The 14,571-nt window shown below is 52.3% G+C and carries 16 protein-coding genes and 1 other RNA gene; 8 read left to right on the forward strand and 9 right to left on the reverse strand.

What is annotated here, in order from left to right:
* The 5 genes from ACJJIY_RS03355 to ACJJIY_RS03375 all read right to left on the reverse strand — a co-directional run bounded on the left by ACJJIY_RS03355 (position 1) and on the right by ACJJIY_RS03375 (position 5,590).
* Positions 1 to 942 carry a rhomboid family intramembrane serine protease gene (locus ACJJIY_RS03355; protein ID WP_445359099.1) on the reverse strand — a complete coding sequence of 314 codons (942 nt, stop codon included), beginning with the start codon at positions 940 to 942 and terminating at the stop codon, positions 1 to 3.
* A gap of 149 nt (positions 943 to 1,091) precedes the next feature.
* Positions 1,092 to 2,330 (reverse strand): UbiH/UbiF/VisC/COQ6 family ubiquinone biosynthesis hydroxylase, encoded by a 1,239-nt coding sequence (locus ACJJIY_RS03360; protein ID WP_413663601.1) that lies wholly within the window; start codon positions 2,328 to 2,330, stop codon positions 1,092 to 1,094.
* 50 nt (positions 2,331 to 2,380) lie between these two features.
* Complete coding sequence (locus tag ACJJIY_RS03365) at positions 2,381 to 3,619, reverse strand: FAD-dependent monooxygenase (protein ID WP_445359100.1); 1,239 nt, start codon at positions 3,617 to 3,619, stop codon at positions 2,381 to 2,383.
* 64 nt (positions 3,620 to 3,683) lie between these two features.
* A complete protein-coding gene (locus tag ACJJIY_RS03370) occupies positions 3,684 to 5,036 on the reverse strand; it encodes an aminopeptidase P N-terminal domain-containing protein (protein WP_445359101.1) in 1,353 nt (450 codons plus the stop codon).
* Entirely contained in the window at positions 5,036 to 5,590 is a 555-nt protein-coding gene (locus ACJJIY_RS03375) for a UPF0149 family protein (RefSeq protein WP_413663604.1), read from the reverse strand. The genes ACJJIY_RS03370 and ACJJIY_RS03375 overlap by 1 nt, the downstream gene beginning before the upstream one ends.
* Positions 5,591 to 5,798: 208 nt before the next feature.
* Here ACJJIY_RS03375 and ACJJIY_RS03380 point away from each other — a divergent pair, with 208 nt between their 5' ends.
* From ACJJIY_RS03380 to ACJJIY_RS03395, 4 genes are all read left to right on the forward strand, one after another.
* The gene (locus ACJJIY_RS03380; protein WP_108734784.1) at positions 5,799 to 6,002 is read left to right on the forward strand and encodes a TIGR02449 family protein; all 204 of its coding nucleotides are present in this window, start codon (positions 5,799 to 5,801) and stop codon (positions 6,000 to 6,002) included.
* Positions 6,002 to 6,331, forward strand: a complete 330-nt coding sequence (locus tag ACJJIY_RS03385) for a cell division protein ZapA (protein WP_413663605.1) — start codon at positions 6,002 to 6,004, stop codon at positions 6,329 to 6,331. Before ACJJIY_RS03380 ends, ACJJIY_RS03385 begins: the two co-directional genes overlap by 1 nt.
* An 85-nt stretch (positions 6,332 to 6,416) precedes the next feature.
* A non-coding RNA gene (gene ssrS, locus ACJJIY_RS03390) (6S RNA) lies at positions 6,417 to 6,597 on the forward strand.
* Positions 6,598 to 6,625: 28 nt separating this feature from the next.
* Positions 6,626 to 7,204, forward strand: a complete 579-nt coding sequence (locus ACJJIY_RS03395; protein WP_445359102.1) for a 5-formyltetrahydrofolate cyclo-ligase — start codon at positions 6,626 to 6,628, stop codon at positions 7,202 to 7,204.
* Between the two features lie 93 nt (positions 7,205 to 7,297).
* On the opposite strand, the gene ACJJIY_RS03400 is transcribed toward ACJJIY_RS03395, so the two are convergent.
* Both ACJJIY_RS03400 and ilvA read right to left on the reverse strand, forming a co-directional pair.
* Positions 7,298 to 7,435 (reverse strand): hypothetical protein, encoded by a 138-nt coding sequence (locus ACJJIY_RS03400; RefSeq protein WP_192879435.1) that lies wholly within the window; start codon positions 7,433 to 7,435, stop codon positions 7,298 to 7,300.
* A gap of 244 nt (positions 7,436 to 7,679) precedes the next feature.
* On the reverse strand, positions 7,680 to 9,194 hold the full coding sequence (gene ilvA, locus ACJJIY_RS03405; protein WP_445359103.1) for a threonine ammonia-lyase, biosynthetic: 1,515 nt from the start codon (positions 9,192 to 9,194) through the stop codon (positions 7,680 to 7,682).
* Positions 9,195 to 9,404: 210 nt separating this feature from the next.
* Between ilvA and rpiA the strand changes: the two genes are divergently transcribed.
* The 3 genes from rpiA to ACJJIY_RS03420 all read left to right on the forward strand — a co-directional run bounded on the left by rpiA (position 9,405) and on the right by ACJJIY_RS03420 (position 11,411).
* A complete protein-coding gene (rpiA, locus tag ACJJIY_RS03410; RefSeq protein ID WP_444892233.1) occupies positions 9,405 to 10,076 on the forward strand; it encodes a ribose-5-phosphate isomerase RpiA in 672 nt (223 codons plus the stop codon).
* Between the two features lie 17 nt (positions 10,077 to 10,093).
* Positions 10,094 to 10,720: a transglycosylase SLT domain-containing protein gene (locus ACJJIY_RS03415; RefSeq protein WP_282930933.1), complete on the forward strand. Its 627-nt coding sequence runs from the start codon at positions 10,094 to 10,096 to the stop codon at positions 10,718 to 10,720.
* A gap of 313 nt (positions 10,721 to 11,033) precedes the next feature.
* Positions 11,034 to 11,411 carry a DUF4168 domain-containing protein gene (locus ACJJIY_RS03420; protein WP_282930932.1) on the forward strand — a complete coding sequence of 126 codons (378 nt, stop codon included), beginning with the start codon at positions 11,034 to 11,036 and terminating at the stop codon, positions 11,409 to 11,411.
* A gap of 25 nt (positions 11,412 to 11,436) precedes the next feature.
* Here the strand turns inward: ACJJIY_RS03420 and ACJJIY_RS03425 are convergent, their stop codons facing one another.
* Positions 11,437 to 11,769: a helix-turn-helix domain-containing protein gene (locus ACJJIY_RS03425; RefSeq protein ID WP_413663608.1), complete on the reverse strand. Its 333-nt coding sequence runs from the start codon at positions 11,767 to 11,769 to the stop codon at positions 11,437 to 11,439.
* A gap of 364 nt (positions 11,770 to 12,133) precedes the next feature.
* Between ACJJIY_RS03425 and ACJJIY_RS03430 the strand changes: the two genes are divergently transcribed.
* Positions 12,134 to 13,168, forward strand: a complete 1,035-nt coding sequence (locus ACJJIY_RS03430) for an AraC family transcriptional regulator (RefSeq protein ID WP_282930930.1) — start codon at positions 12,134 to 12,136, stop codon at positions 13,166 to 13,168.
* Between the two features lie 93 nt (positions 13,169 to 13,261).
* Here ACJJIY_RS03430 and ACJJIY_RS03435 read toward each other — a convergent pair whose 3' ends face one another.
* Positions 13,262 to 14,548, reverse strand: coding sequence for an OmpA family protein (locus tag ACJJIY_RS03435; protein ID WP_445359104.1), 1,287 nt, complete (start codon positions 14,546 to 14,548; stop codon positions 13,262 to 13,264).
* Between the last annotated feature and the right edge of the window lie 23 nt (positions 14,549 to 14,571).

Below are 14,571 nucleotides of genomic sequence, written 5' to 3' on the forward strand. Positions count from 1 at the left end.
TCAGGTTGAAGCGGGATAAGAGTTAAATTTTCGCGCACCACCAGCAACGCAGTAAACCAGCGCAATCAAAAAACCGGCAAAAAAGCCTCCTAAATGCGCAGCATTGGCGATGCCGATCCCTGTAAAATAGGTAATCACTCCAAGAACGCACAATATCATCCACACAATCGCCAGGGTAATAATACCCGGGGGTATATCTCTCCATGCCGGTTGCCAACGCTGCATCACCACAGCAAATCCGACCAGCGTGTATACAACACCCGACATTCCAGCGAATATCACCTCGGGCTTCCAGGCATATTGGGATAAATTAGCTGCAATCCCGCCGAGCAACACTAGAAGGCTATAAATAAATGGCCCTCCGCGTGCTTCCAATGGACGCCCAAGTATCCAGATAGCCAGAGCATTGAACAGGGCATGCTGAAAAGACAAGTTGATGATTGCAGGGGTCCACAATCGCCAAAACTCCCCTCTCTCCAAGTGCCACATTAAAGACGACTGTGAGAAAAGTGGGCCACCACTGGTATCTGGATATATTAAAAGCGGGGCAGACAGATTATTGGAATGTAAAAACCAACCAAAAAAACACAGGCCGATAAGCAGTAAACTAATCGGTGTTTTATCCATTGGGAAAGTCGGTAAAAATGAGGGGCTTACAGGTGCTTTCTCCTTTGGTGCTTGTCCCTCTTCACCCGGTAAATGATCGCCGTCCTCTGGTTCCGCCTTTGTTAGCTGAACTCTGTCCAGATCAACTAATCCCCGCTCCCAATCTTGCAAAAGCGGCTTCAGCAATTCAGCTATACCTGAATCTGTCGTCAGCAACGCCTGCTGATTTTCTTCCTCAGCAATTCTCAATGGCAATTGGTAACGCTGTATTAAGCGAAAAAGCGCGCTGAGATCCTTTGATATAGGAAATGAGTAAACAGTAATCCAGTGACTCAATTGAAATTAACCTTTTTTACCGACAGCAAGGCTTTTAATTCCCCTCTGCCTCAGGGAAAAGCCACTTAGTAGATAGGTAAACACCAGCAACTTCTCTGACACCCCCACTGAGCACTTTCTCCCGATCCATTTTTGCGGGAATAGCAAATTTAAACCGCCATAGCCCGCATAATAATCCGCTTCTTCAACATGGGGCTTGCATCTACCATGCTCAACCCAGTGTTACGCAGCCAGCGCCAGTGCACATCGCCAGCACCGAACAAAGACTTAAAGGCGCTCATCGCTTTCATAGTGGCGGCGTTGTCGCCGCGACGGCGGCGTTCGTAGCGGGCCAACACTGAAGAGTGAGAGGGCTCCAGGCCGCGTGCCATAGCGCGGTCAATTTCATCTGCCAGCACCCGTACATCCTGCAGCCCAAGATTTACACCCTGGCCCGCGAGGGGGTGGATACTGTGGGCGGCGTCTCCCACCAATACAGCACCAGGACCGCGATAGCGTTCCGCATGGCGCGCGCGCAGGGGGAAGGAAAAGCGCTCACTGACGGATTCCACTTTGCCCAAGCGGCTCTCAAAGGCTTTTTCCAGGTTCAGGGCAAAGGCCTGGTCATCCAGCATCAATAGCTCCTGCGCCAACGCTTCATCCGCAGACCAAACCACGGCACAGTGATTGTCATCCCCCAACCCCGCGAGAGGTAAAAATGCCAGTGGACCCGTTTGTAAAAAGCGCTGCCAAGCGGTGTGACGGTGAGATTTCTCACTGCGCGCGACACACACCAACGCAGTTTGATGGTAATCGGTATCCTGGGAGCGGATATGCAGTAAGTCCCGCACTTTAGAGCGGGCGCCATCGGCACCGATTAACAGGCGGGTGCGCACTATCTCAGGTTGCTCACGGAGGCCATCCTCTTCATTTAAGCGATCTTCACCGCGGGGCTGTAAATGCCAGAGTCCGCAGTCGCGCCACCAGCTCTCCAGGCGAAAACCATTGACCAACTCCACGTTGGGTAGGGTTTCCAGCCGTGCTCTTAACGCGGCGACAATGACATTATTCTCGACGATATGACCGAGATTCGGCAGCTGCACATCGCGGCTGTTAAAGCTTACTGAGCCGGTTCCATCTGCATCCCAAACCCGCATTTCCACATAGGGGCAGGCGCGGCGGCTGGCAATATCATCCCAGGCTCCCACCTCTTCGAGCAGCTCGCGGGAGGCCTGTGTCAGGGCCACCACGCGGGGTTCATACTGCGGTGACAATTGCGGCGTTGTTTCCGGGGACGCCTCCAGCAAGGCCAGACGCATGCCCGGGTGCCGAACTGCCAGCAGCGCTGCCTGGGCCATGCCCACCATGCCCGCACCCACAATGGCAAAATCCAAACGATGTCTGTTCATAAAAGCCAATTCCGCTGAAGTGGCAGTAGCCGTCCCCGACCCTGCACCTTTTAAAGCCCAAATCCCGCCGCTTGACTGACAAATTCCCGGCGCAGCGGCGGGACCATTGTAAGGCCGAGCATTCCCAACTGACGAATTCCCTGTTGCAGCCAACCGGAAGAGGAAAACAGTGTGGGAATACGGTCACTGAATCCAATCGTCAATTGCTGGTCCAGCTGGCGCATCTCTCCGTATTCCTGCAGGAAATCGAGCCGCCCTGGCAATGTATCCGACGTCACTGTCGACAGGGCTTGCGCCAATCCATAACAGTCCCGCAGAGTCAGGTTAAAACCCTGCCCTGCTACTGGGTGCAGAAAGTGGGCGCAATTGCCCATCAACACCACATTCCGGCGCCACTGTTCCTGGGCGATCGATAAACTCAGTGGATACCCCTGAACGGCTCCAACCTTAATAAAACGTCCGGCACGCCAGCCAAATACCTGCTGGAGTTTTTTCAGGCGTTCAGCCTCAGGCATTACACCGACACGCTCAGCCTCTGCTTCCTCGCAAGCCCACACTAGTGCCGCGCGGTGCTGCCCTTCTCTATCTGGCAGCGGTAAAAGTGCCATGGGCCCCATTCGGGTGAAGCGCTCGTAAGCCACACCTTGGTGAGGCTGTTGCAGAGCGACCGTAGCGACCAGCGCTCTCTGAGAGTACTTAACCGAGCTGATTTCTATTCCCAGCTGGCGGCAAAGGGGAGAGTTCACCCCATCGGCAACGACCACCAATCCGCAGGACAGCGCCTGATCGGGGGAATTATCCTCGGATCGCCACAACAGGTTTGCGCCCGCAGAGGTCATGGTAATGTCAGTAACCTGCGCCGGCGCTAATAATTGGGTGGAAGTGCTAGTCAGTGCACTGTGGAGAATCGGGCCCAGCGCTGCATTTTCTATCACTGTGCCCAGAATGCCCTCAAAGTTGACTCCCTGTCCCTCACGGGTCGAGAGGGAGGCGCCAAATGCATGCCCCCGGTCACTCACATGAATACGATCAATCGGGGCGCTATAGGCTTGCAGAGCAGGCCAGAGTCCAAGCTCCGCAAACAACTGCAAGCTGCCTGCGGCAATGGCTGTGGCTCGCGTGTCGAAACTCGGCAACTGAATACTGGCAGCGGCATCCGGCAGTGCTCTCTGCTCCAGGAGCGCCACACTGAGTTGAGGACAAAAATGTGACAACATCAATGCCAGGCTGGCTCCCGCCATACCGCCACCGACAATGGCCACATCTACTTTACGCGCCGACTCACCCATCCCAATTCCCCCTTTGATTATTCGGCATTGAAATATTATTGGCCGAACAATCCAACAATCACTTCTAACGGGTCAGTAAGTCCCGCCCGTGAAGCATGGTGTATTCAATATCTTCAATCGCTTTTGGAGCCGCTGCTGAGAGGATCTGAGGCCCTCTATTGGTAAGTGCGACATCATCTTCAATTCGAATCCCGATCCCGCGAAATTCTGCGGGAATACTCTCATCGTCCTCCGGGACATAAATTCCGGGTTCGACCGTCATTACCATTCCGGCTTCCAGCTGGCGCCAAGCTCCATGAATGCGATAATCACCCACATCGTGCACATCCATGCCCAGCCAATGGCCAACCCGGTGCATATAAAACTGCCGATAAGCGCCAGACTCTATCAACCCCTGGGTGTCGCCTCGCAACAGTCCTAAATCGACCAACCCCTGAGTGATTATCTCAACACTGGCAGCGTGGGGATGATCCCAGTGATTGCCCACTGAAACCTGTCCAATCGCCGCTTGCTGTGCCGCCAAAACGATCTCATAAAGTGCGCGCTGCGGTCCGCTAAATGAACCATTAACCGGGTAGGTGCGAGTAATATCGGCCACATAACCACGGTACTCACACCCCGCATCCACCAGCACCAAGTCCCCATCGCGCAACTGGGCATTGTTACTGCAATAATGCATCACCAACGCATTGCCACCACCCCCAACGATAGTGGGGTAGGCTGTTTCCCGGGCTCCGGAGTCGACAAAGGTATGCAGGAGGGCAGCCTCCAGCTGGTATTCGTAAAGGCCCGGCTGGCATCGGGTCATAGCCCGGCTGTGTGCCTCGGCACTGATTTTGGCCGCCTGCTCCATTAAGCGAATTTCCTGGGCCGACTTAATCAGTCGCATTTCCCGCAACTGGTAATCGAGGTCGACCATTTCCGGTGCCCCCCCGGTATCCGGCGCTGCGGTAATCCGCTCCAGGTAATTGCGGATTCGCTTATCCAAATGGGCGTAGCGGCCCATGGGGAAATAGAGCAGCTCGCGCCCTTCTAGCAGCCCCGGCAAAATATCATCGAGATCACCGATGGGAAATGCATCGTTCAAGCCGCACTGCTGCATCGCGCGCTCCGGCCCCAGGCGCGGGCCATCCCACTTTTCTTTTTCCGCATCGCGCTCGCGACAGAACAACAAGGTTTCTCCCTGTGTTCGTCCCGGCACCAAAACCAGCAGCGCTTCCGGTTCATCAAACCCAGTGAGATACAAAAAATCACTGTCCTGGCGAAACGGAAAATAAGTATCCCGGGAACGCAGTTGCTCCCCAGCAGATGACACGATTGCCAAACTACCTGCGGGCAATTCTGCCATCAGGCGGTTGCGTCGGCGGGCGTACTCAGATCGACTGATTCCCGCTGTGGTTTTCGGGGTCTTAGACATCAGTGAATGGTGGGCTCGCTATTGGAGTCCTTACCCTTTACCTCAGTAAATATATTGAGTACGGCTACGCGCACGTATTCCTGCAGTTCCACCAGTTGCAGCTCAGTCTCCTCACCCTCTTCAACATGCTCGGCATCCAATTGGGCGATGGCACTAATATCTTTTAAAGCTTCATCACTGGTGGGCATCAATTTTTCCCGGGCCCCGCCGACACCAAAGCCGTGCAGGAACCCATCGCACCAATGACCCAGCGCCAGAGCGCGGGAGACAACATCTTCGTCATCGCACAACACCAACTGAAAATCGAAGTTAGAGCCGTCGAGCTGCTTGTGACTTTCCTCAGTCAGCTGGAAAAAATCCCGATTGAGATCTGCCGGCACCGCCTCCACATCGAGCAATCCGGCCAGCTCATTCTGCCAACGCTGTTTGTCCGGTCGCTCGCCCGCCGCCAAAATGCCACAGATAAAACCGTGCAATTCACTGGGGTCAGCCTGCCCCCCAGCTGAGAGAATGGCGTTGGCGAGGAGTTCAAATCGGCTAGCTTCAGAAGTCATGGTTACCGTACAGCTTTTTGTAAATTAGGCTTTTCAATCCGGCCGTCACACTGGTGCCAAACCGGGAATTTGAGGCATTAAGAGACAATTTTGTGATTGTCCGCGCAGGTGCAGCGATTGACCCACCAATACGCCGGCAATATAGTAGCGGAATCCCTCGCAGTCTGTCGTGTTGCGAACTCAGACGTCGACCTCAAATGCAGGAAATATGGATAAGCTGCAAGCGCTAGAAAGCACCGTGGATTCACTCATTGCCCGCTGTCAACAATTGGCGGATGACAATCGTGAATTACGCCGGCAGGAAGCCGACTGGCTGCGTGAACGCCAGCGCCTGATAAAAAATAACGAGGCCGCCCGCTCGCGGGTAGAAGCTATGATTAACCGTCTTAAGGGGCTAACGCAAGATACCTGATGTCTGAAACCGCATCACCCTCCGAAACTGTAACTGTTTCTATTCTCGATAAAGAGTACCGTGTCGCCTGCGCGGAAAGCGAGCGTGCCGGACTACAGGCTTCGGCACACCTGCTACACGAACGCATGTCCCGCATCCGCGCAACAGGTACTGTCATCGGCTTAGAGCGTATCGCCGTAATGGCAGCGCTTAATATTGCCCACGAGCTTATCCAGGCGAAAGCTGAGCTCAGCTCCATTCCCCTGCAAGAGGAAATGTTGGAGCGGCTTACTGATAAGGTGCAAAGTGCACTGGGCGAAATAGACTCGGAAGAAAAACTTCAGGAGTAAGGTGACAAGAAGCCACTTTCTGCTACCGGTCACTTCATTTAAATTTCTGGTTAACAGCCCCCCGCTCTACAAGTTATAATTGATTCATACCCTGGGGTGTTGGCCAGCAGACTATGTCCTTGAGCCGATAATCTTACCCCGGTGGTTTCCAGCGGGTGCTGGTGAGCAAGTCCGCCTTGTAGCGGAAAGCCTTATGTACTCCGGATCCCACCACCTTGAACCTTACGGTTCAAGGCTCCGTCTACAGCCGCACACTCGGGGTACCCTATTTCTTCACGCTCTTCTCTTCCCACAATGACTGAAACCAAAACGCAACTGCGCCGCCGTATGCGCGCGGGGCGACGGGAACTCAGCGCCTATCAACAGCGTTTGCATGGCCGTGCAGCCATCACTCTCCTGAGCCGTATCCCACAAATGAATCGAGCAGTGCATGTCGGTATCTATTGGCCGACTGATGGCGAGCTGGATGTCCGCTATCTGCTGCAACGTTTTCCACAAAAACATTTTTATTTGCCACAGCTACCGGCAGAACCACACCCCCACCTCCGGTTCAGGCGTTGGCAAGGCGAGCCCCTGGCTTTTCGCAATCGCTATCGCATTCCGGAGCCTGTACGCACAGCTTACCGCGCTCCCAAGCTCCTGGATCTTGTTTTGGTTCCTCTGGTCGCCTTCGACCCCAGCGGAGCGCGCTTGGGTATGGGGGCCGGTTTCTACGATCGGACTTTTGAGCGCAAACAGTTATTACCAGGCACTGGACCACAACTTATCGGCGCGGCGCACCATCTACAATGTGTGGATAACCTGCCCATAGACAATTGGGATATTCCACTGGATATGGTGGTTACAGAGCAAAGGATTTACCGCTGCCGCTAAAAAGTGGGTAGTGGAACACAAAAAAAGCCGGACACCTCAGTGTCCGGCTTTTTTTGTGTTTGCTCGTGGGCAGAGCGCCCCCCCGGCATCAGCCTAACGGGTAACCACTCCCTGTTGCAGAGCAGCCGGCGGTTCAGCTTCGGAAGAAAATACCTCAGATAAACCACTGGTACTCAACAGAACGCCCGCGACAAAGACAACCACAGCGATTGTCAGCGCATCGGCTTTCATTGGGACCATCCTGTACGATAATTTTGTTTTTATATGCGTTTCGCCCCGCTTATGACCAGAGCCACAGCAAAAGTTCCACGCGAATAGACAATACTCAAGAAGCGGCGTAATAGTAACCGTTTATTGGATATTTTATGAGTTTTTTGTCTCAAAATTAGACAAGCAAGTTCGACAAAACAGGATTTGCAGTCTATACACGTTTCGATAAATGAGACGTCTTTCTCAGGTATCGGGAAGCGATGGTTTAAGCGCCCAAAAATAACCGATAAGCCGGATTCTGCGTTTCATCCCAAAAACGAAATTGAAGCTGGTGTAATAGTGTCTTTAGTTCGTCCCTCGCTGCCGGCTCCACCTGCAATCCCACAAGGACACGCCCATAAGCTGCCCCGTGATTGCGATAGTGAAACAGCGTTATATTCCAACGCCCGGCGAGATGCTCGAGGAACTTGCGCAAGGCGCCCGGGCGCTCGGGAAATTCAAAGCGGTAAATGACTTCGTCGGGCAAGCCCGGCACTCTACCTCCCACTAAATGGCGAATATGCAGTTTCGCCATTTCGTTATCGGTAAGATCGGTAACCTGATAATCTTTGGACTCAAGCTGACTGACCAATTGGCTGCGGTCTTCCTCAGATACCACCTGCAGACCCACAAAGATATGCGCTTCGTTATCGCTGGCAAAACGATAGTTAAACTCAGTGATTGAGCGGTCCCCTAAATCCCGGCAGAACTGCAGGTAACTTCCCGGTTGCTCAGCAATTTTTACCGCGAGGACCGCCTCGCGCTTTTCACCGATCTCAGTGCGCTCGCTAATGTAGCGCAGGCGATCAAAATTAATATTGGCTCCACTGCACACTGTGGCGAAGGTGCCATTGCGGTTGTCGTTTTGCTCCAGATATTTCTTCAGCCCCGCCAAACCGACGGCCCCGGCCGGCTCAGCGATAGATCGTGTATCCTCGAATATATCCTTAATAGCCGCACAGATTTCATCGGTACTAACAGTGATAACCCCATCCACGGTTTCGCGCAGAACCCGGAAGGTCTCCTCACCGATTTGTGCAACGGCAACACCATCGGCAAACAACCCCACCTCCGCTAGCCGAGCGCGCTCGCCGGCTTTCAGCGCGGCCTCCAGACAGGCAGCATCCTGCGGCTCTACACCGTAGACTTTGGTTTCCGGACGAACATATTTGATATAGGCGGCCATACCCGCAGCTAAACCACCCCCTCCGACCGGAATAAACACCGCGTCCAGGTTACCCGAGTGCTGTCGCAGCATCTCCATAGCCACGGTGCCCTGGCCGGCGATTACATCGGGGTCATCGTAGGGGTGGATAAATACCAGCCCCCGCTCTTCAACCAGCTCTCGAGCCCTCGCCGCCGCCTCATCAAAGGTATCTCCATGTAGCACGACTTCGGCACCGCGCATGCGCACAGCGCTCACCTTAATTTGCGGGGTGGTTTTGGGCATCACTATAGTGGCGCGCACTCCCATTTGGGCAGCGCTCAGGGCAAGCCCCTGGGCATGGTTGCCCGCCGATGCAGCAATCACTCCCCGGGCCCGCTCCTCGGCGGGCAACTGCAGGAGCTTGTTGTATGCCCCTCGAATCTTGAAGGAAAACACCGGCTGCAGATCTTCGCGCTTCAACAGAATCCGGTTGTTAAAGCGATGGGAGAGTTGGCGCATTTGCTCCAATGGCGTCTCGGTAGCGACATCGTAAATACGTGCGTCTAAAATGCGCTTGATATAGGACTTGGGCATGACGTGTTTGACGGCCGTAGCGGTTAATTACTGTGCGCGACTCAGCGTAGACTAATAGCAGGGTTACAAAGGCCCTGTGTGAAGCGCAGCACCGGCATGACAGTCTAAGCCTTGAGAAGCATATTTGCCACAAAAAACAACCAGACGCGCTTTTTTTTATCGTCAGATACAAATTAAGGCGAAATAATTGCAAAGGAAACTATCCAGAGTATGACCCAGGATGAATTGAAACAGGCGACAGCTCGCGCCGCTATCGACTATATCGCCCCGCGCCTGGAGGACAATTCCATTGTCGGCGTAGGTACCGGTTCCACCGCTAACTTCTTTATCGATTACCTGGCGGAGATCAAAGGTACCTTTGACGGTACTGTGGCCAGTTCTGAAGCCTCCGCACAGCGACTCAAATCCCACGGCATTCCCGTTTATGAGCTTAATGCCGTCGACGGCATCCAGTTCTATGTGGATGGTGCCGATGAAGTGAATCCGGCCCTTGAAATGATCAAAGGTGGTGGTGCTGCATTGACTAGAGAAAAAATCGTGGCGGCCTGCTCTGAAGAATTTATCTGCATTGCCGATGAGAGCAAGTGGGTAAAAGTCCTGGGAGAGTTTCCCCTACCGGTTGAAGTTATCCCCATGGCACGCTCGCTGGTTGCCCGGGAGCTGGTTAAACTGGGCGGTGATCCGGTTTATCGTCAAGGTGTGATCACAGATAATGGCAATGCCATTCTCGATGTATACAATCTGCGTATCGAACACCCCACTGTCCTTGAAGAAACCATCAATAACATTACCGGTGTGGTGACCAACGGTATCTTTGCCAAGCGCTCCGCCGATATTTTACTGCTTGGCACCAGTGCCGGAGTGAAGACCATTACCGTTTAAACATGTCGTAAATAGTTATGCACAAAAAAAATAAAAAATGCGGACTGCTGGTTTTGCTCAGTGCTGTTGCACTGAGCAGCGGCTGTGCAACCGCACCTCCAAGTAATCTCGACAACGTCTGCTCTATTTTCCAGGAAAAAAAGAAGTGGTACGGCGAAGCAAAAGACGCGGAGGAAAAATGGGGCTCTCCAATTGCAGTGATGATGGCAATCATGCACCAGGAATCCCGTTTTGTGCATGATGCCAAGCCCCCGCGCACCAAGATCCTGGGCTTTATCCCCGGCCCGAGGCCTTCCGATGCCTACGGTTATCCCCAGGCTCTGGGGACCACTTGGCGCCACTACCAAAGGTCTTCCTTTAACTACGGTGCCGATCGGGATGATTTTGGCGACGCCATCGATTTTATCGGCTGGTATAACAACACCAGTGCACGCCAGTGCCAGATACGCGCCAATGACACCTACAGCCTTTACCTCGCCTACCACGAGGGGCACGGTGGTTTTAATCGGCGCACTTTCCAGAATAAAGCCTGGCTAAAGAATGTATCCCACAAGGTATCTGCCAGGGCGCAAAAATATCAGCAACAACTCAATAGCTGCGAACAGTCGCTGAAAAAACGCAAGAAATTTCTCTGGATTTTCTAGCTGATCACAACGACCGTTAGTCGCAAGGCCCACCTCGGTTTAAATCCGGTGCAGTTTTCCTGCATTATGAGCGGCGACAGCCGCTCGCTAAATTTTATGACCTCACAACCACTCCAGGAAAAATTCTCCTTGCTGGCGGAAAAAGGCGCTACAAGGCGCCAGAAACTGACTACGCTGAAGACTAATAGCTACTCGCTTTAGACTTGGTACAGGTCACTAAAGCTCCGCCACAAGCATAAATTTACAGCCCCAACGTGACGCTGGGTGCTCCCTCTGAGAAGCAAAAGCGTCCTTATACTTTTTGGAGTGCCCGATGAAGCTCTTTTTGAAATACCTGGCTGTATTGGCAATATCACTCAGCGTGCCGATGACCTTCGCACAACCTGCTACCAGCCAAACAACCGCCCCCAAAGCTTCGTTTAGCGAACCGCAGCTAAAGCAATTTGCCAACGCCTATCGCTCTATCGTGATGCTGAGTCGAGAATACGCTCCCAAACTGAAAGCTGCTGCCGATATCAAGGAAGCGGAAGCGATTAACAAAGAAGCACAGGGAAAAATGATCGCCGCAATTGAAAAAGCCGGCCTTTCCAAAACCAAATACCAGGAAATTGCCAACAGCATTAAATCGAATCCCGCCCTACTGGAGAAAGTGAACAAAATTCTTCAGCAAAGCCATGCGCCACAGCAGTAATCCAACTTTGTGAGTGGCGCTCTGATCAGCTCATTGCGTCACTCAAATCCAGCTTTACATCTAACACTTGGCAAATAATCGGCAAATTGGTTTTCACCCAATTCTTGTCAAAAGACCCCCAATCACGCAGCAGGTAGTAGCCGTCATTGTGGCGCACGCCCTCCTGAATGAACTCTACAACTGTGCCATGCCCCGGCAATCCTTTCGCAATAATGTCCTGCACCGTACGGCGAGGCCATCCAGTTGCCTCCTCCAAAGTAGGATTATTGGGACGCGGAATATGCTCGATCAGGTAAGCAATCAACATTCGCCGGCAGATGGTCGGGTTTAACAGACTTGCAACAGACGTCGGTGACATTTGACCAGTCCTTCACTAACGGAATTTTTCCTATTGTTGACGAATATGACTTACAGGTCGAGGAAATAGTGATTCACTATCGCTATCAAACTTTAAAAGAACTGTCAGTCCACAGAGGAACAAGCATAGAAAATTGTTGAGAGCAACACTGGGATTTTCAGTCGTTAACGCAAAAAATACACATTAAAAGACAGAAATAGACAACTTTTATTCCATAAGCCCATCAAGTTCGAAACTGTCACCACTAATAAAAGCACAGGCAGTTGCATATAAATTAAGCAGAAGCCTGACTTTCTCTCTCTGTTTGCGCATAATCCATACCGTAATACAGCAGCAGACAGAAAATAATTGTGAGGCTGAAAGAGTGGACAATGAAAACCCCAAACTCCGCGAAGCGGGGCTAGGTATTCCCGCCGCTGCGGTAAAGGCCCATCTGGTTGGTGCACAAGCGACCGGACTGGATTGCCAACAACTACTCATCGATAGCGGAATCGCCCCCGCCCAGCTAGATGATCCCGATAGCCGCGTTGGCCGGGAGCAGATGGCCAACTTGTTACGCCTTGAGTGGGATTTTCTGAACGATGAGTCAGGAGGATTCCTGGCGCGCCCTTGGCTGCCGGGCACTTTTGCCATGATGGGGCACGCTTGTATCACCTGTCCCAACCTGCGCCGAGCTCTGCTTCGCTCTAGCCGCTTTATCAGCATGGTGAGTGACGACTTGCACATCAAGCTGGTCGAGGACGGTGAAGAAGCTCGACTGATCATTCACCACACCAATGAAAAAAAATTGCCCAACCAAATTTTCGTCGAATCTATCGCGGTAATCTGGTTGCGCTTTTTTAGCTGGCTGATCGACCGTACCATTTTATTAGAGCGCGTTCTTTTGGCGTTTCCCCCGCCCGACTACAACGAAGACTACAGCGATATGTTCCCTTGCAGGCACTACTTTAACCAAGGTGAAACCTGCCTGGTATTTAACACTCGCTATTTGCAAATGCCCCTGGTACGCGATGAGCAACAGCTGGCAGACTTCCTGTCCCGCGCCCCCGAGTGCCTGTTGACCCAATACAAATCCGACCACAGTTTCACCGGTCGTATTCGCCGTATGCTGCAACAGCAAAACAGTATCGAAAATCTGTCACTGGATGATGTCGCCGCACGTTTATACACATCTCCACAGACGCTGCGCCGCCGCCTCAAAGAGGAGGGCAACAGCTGGCAGGATATTAAAGACTCTGTTCGGCGGGATATGGCGGTTTACCAGTTGAAGCAGCAGGAAACTGCTGTAGCTGAAATTGCCGAGCGCCTGGGCTTTTCCGAACCCAGCGCTTTTAATCGCGCATTTAAAAAGTGGACGGGGCTAGCCCCCGGAGCTTACAGGGATAAATTCCGTAGTTAAGGCGACACTAAAAATCCCGGTCAAAAGACCGGGATTTTTTATAAATGAAATCTACCTTGGAAAATATCCTTCAAAGGGATTCCCGTATCCCGGCTACTCCTGAGAGTTTGTCACTACCCGGATACTAACTCGCTCAACATTAAGGGCTTTTTGGTCCCTCTTCTCTGACATGTCTTCCGGGACAAGCTTAGCCGAGCCCATTCCTGTTGCAGTGATACGATTTGCCGCTATCCCCTTCTTCAATAGAAGTTCTTTCACTACATCCGCGCGTTCTTGGGAAATTTCCTGCTCTGCAATTTCATTGCCCTCACCTTTAACATGCCCTTCAATCGCAATGGTTAAGTTGGGGTTGTCTTGCATGATTTTTGCCAGAGCATCGATATCCTCAGCTGCAGGGTTAGTGATTTTTGCGGTTCCCTTTTCAAAGTTCACCCGCATGGGGAATTCCCGGTCGGGATTGTCTGAAAAGCTCTTGAGATAATCACGCAAATTACTGGAAAAGTTATCGGGACCCAGCTGCGCTTCCTCTTCCGCTTTTTCAAGGGGGGAATCCCCTACCGGCTGTGAAGCGGACTCCATAAAGCTCGCTTCCTGGGAGGTCATGGAAGGATTGCTTACTGAATTTTCCTTTTTCCCTTTCAACATACACATATTCAATGCGTAGAGAACCACAAGTACCAACAGCAAAGGAAAAAACCAGCTACTGAAACTAACCGGTTTACGTTTTTCTTCGGGCCCTTGAATTGCTGTAGCCCGAGGCTCCTGGGGTTTGGCGTGGCCATGGGTAACCAGAGCGTCTCCCAACCTTCCAAAATCTGGAACGTCGATTGCTTGAAGAAGGTTATCCGGTATATACCCCTGTAAATGCTCCCGCTGCCCAATCAGGAATGAAGCCAAGTCGGAAACATCCATTTTTTGAGCTTTGGCCTGGCTTTGCATCAACGAAGTAACTATCGGTGCGGATACACTCAATAGATCTCCGCCCTCTTTACCCAGATTATTCGCTGCAACTTCCAGGACCTCTTTTTTACGACTGCTGAAAATTTTTTCCAGCATTTTCTCACCGATATCTGTAATTGACTTCAACTTTTCTGGTGAGGAGATAGCGGTGGCGAATTTAGACAAATCCAGCGCTTCACTTTCAGAAATTAAATTAAATAAATAACCCATTCCTGTTTTACTACTGGCCCTGTTCAACATACCAGCCAGTATGTAAGCAACGCCTGAACAGAGTGCAGCTTCACCTTGCCCTGCCGGCAAATTCAAAGCCTTTGTCAGCGCATCAATACCCCCGGAGCCCAATTGGCCGGTAGCCATATCCAAAACATTATCCGCCATAGCCAAACCTCGCTCACCACCTCGGGGACCGTCAAAGTACATTTATTTGTCCGGGGTCACCCATG

This window comes from Microbulbifer maximicatervae (SeqCode) (genome assembly GCF_052468155.1).

Excerpts from the sequence above, each read along its gene's own strand:
- ACJJIY_RS03365 (WP_445359100.1), bottom strand. The coding sequence starts at position 3,619 with ATGGGTGAGTCGGCGCGTAAAGTAGATGTGGCCATTGTCGGTGGCGGT.
- ACJJIY_RS03370 (WP_445359101.1), bottom strand. The coding sequence starts at position 5,036 with ATGTCTAAGACCCCGAAAACCACAGCGGGAATCAGTCGATCTGAGTAC.
- ACJJIY_RS03415 (WP_282930933.1), top strand. The coding sequence starts at position 10,094 with ATGCACAAAAAAAATAAAAAATGCGGACTGCTGGTTTTGCTCAGTGCT.
- ACJJIY_RS03380 (WP_108734784.1), top strand. The coding sequence starts at position 5,799 with ATGGATAAGCTGCAAGCGCTAGAAAGCACCGTGGATTCACTCATTGCC.
- ACJJIY_RS03360 (WP_413663601.1), bottom strand. The coding sequence starts at position 2,330 with ATGAACAGACATCGTTTGGATTTTGCCATTGTGGGTGCGGGCATGGTG.
- ACJJIY_RS03395 (WP_445359102.1), top strand. The coding sequence starts at position 6,626 with ATGACTGAAACCAAAACGCAACTGCGCCGCCGTATGCGCGCGGGGCGA.
- ilvA (WP_445359103.1), bottom strand. The coding sequence starts at position 9,194 with ATGCCCAAGTCCTATATCAAGCGCATTTTAGACGCACGTATTTACGAT.
- ACJJIY_RS03425 (WP_413663608.1), bottom strand. The coding sequence starts at position 11,769 with ATGTCACCGACGTCTGTTGCAAGTCTGTTAAACCCGACCATCTGCCGG.
- ACJJIY_RS03375 (WP_413663604.1), bottom strand. The coding sequence starts at position 5,590 with ATGACTTCTGAAGCTAGCCGATTTGAACTCCTCGCCAACGCCATTCTC.
- ACJJIY_RS03420 (WP_282930932.1), top strand. The coding sequence starts at position 11,034 with ATGAAGCTCTTTTTGAAATACCTGGCTGTATTGGCAATATCACTCAGC.
- ACJJIY_RS03435 (WP_445359104.1), bottom strand. The coding sequence starts at position 14,548 with ATGTACTTTGACGGTCCCCGAGGTGGTGAGCGAGGTTTGGCTATGGCG.
- rpiA (WP_444892233.1), top strand. The coding sequence starts at position 9,405 with ATGACCCAGGATGAATTGAAACAGGCGACAGCTCGCGCCGCTATCGAC.
- ACJJIY_RS03400 (WP_192879435.1), bottom strand. The coding sequence starts at position 7,435 with ATGAAAGCCGATGCGCTGACAATCGCTGTGGTTGTCTTTGTCGCGGGC.
- ACJJIY_RS03385 (WP_413663605.1), top strand. The coding sequence starts at position 6,002 with ATGTCTGAAACCGCATCACCCTCCGAAACTGTAACTGTTTCTATTCTC.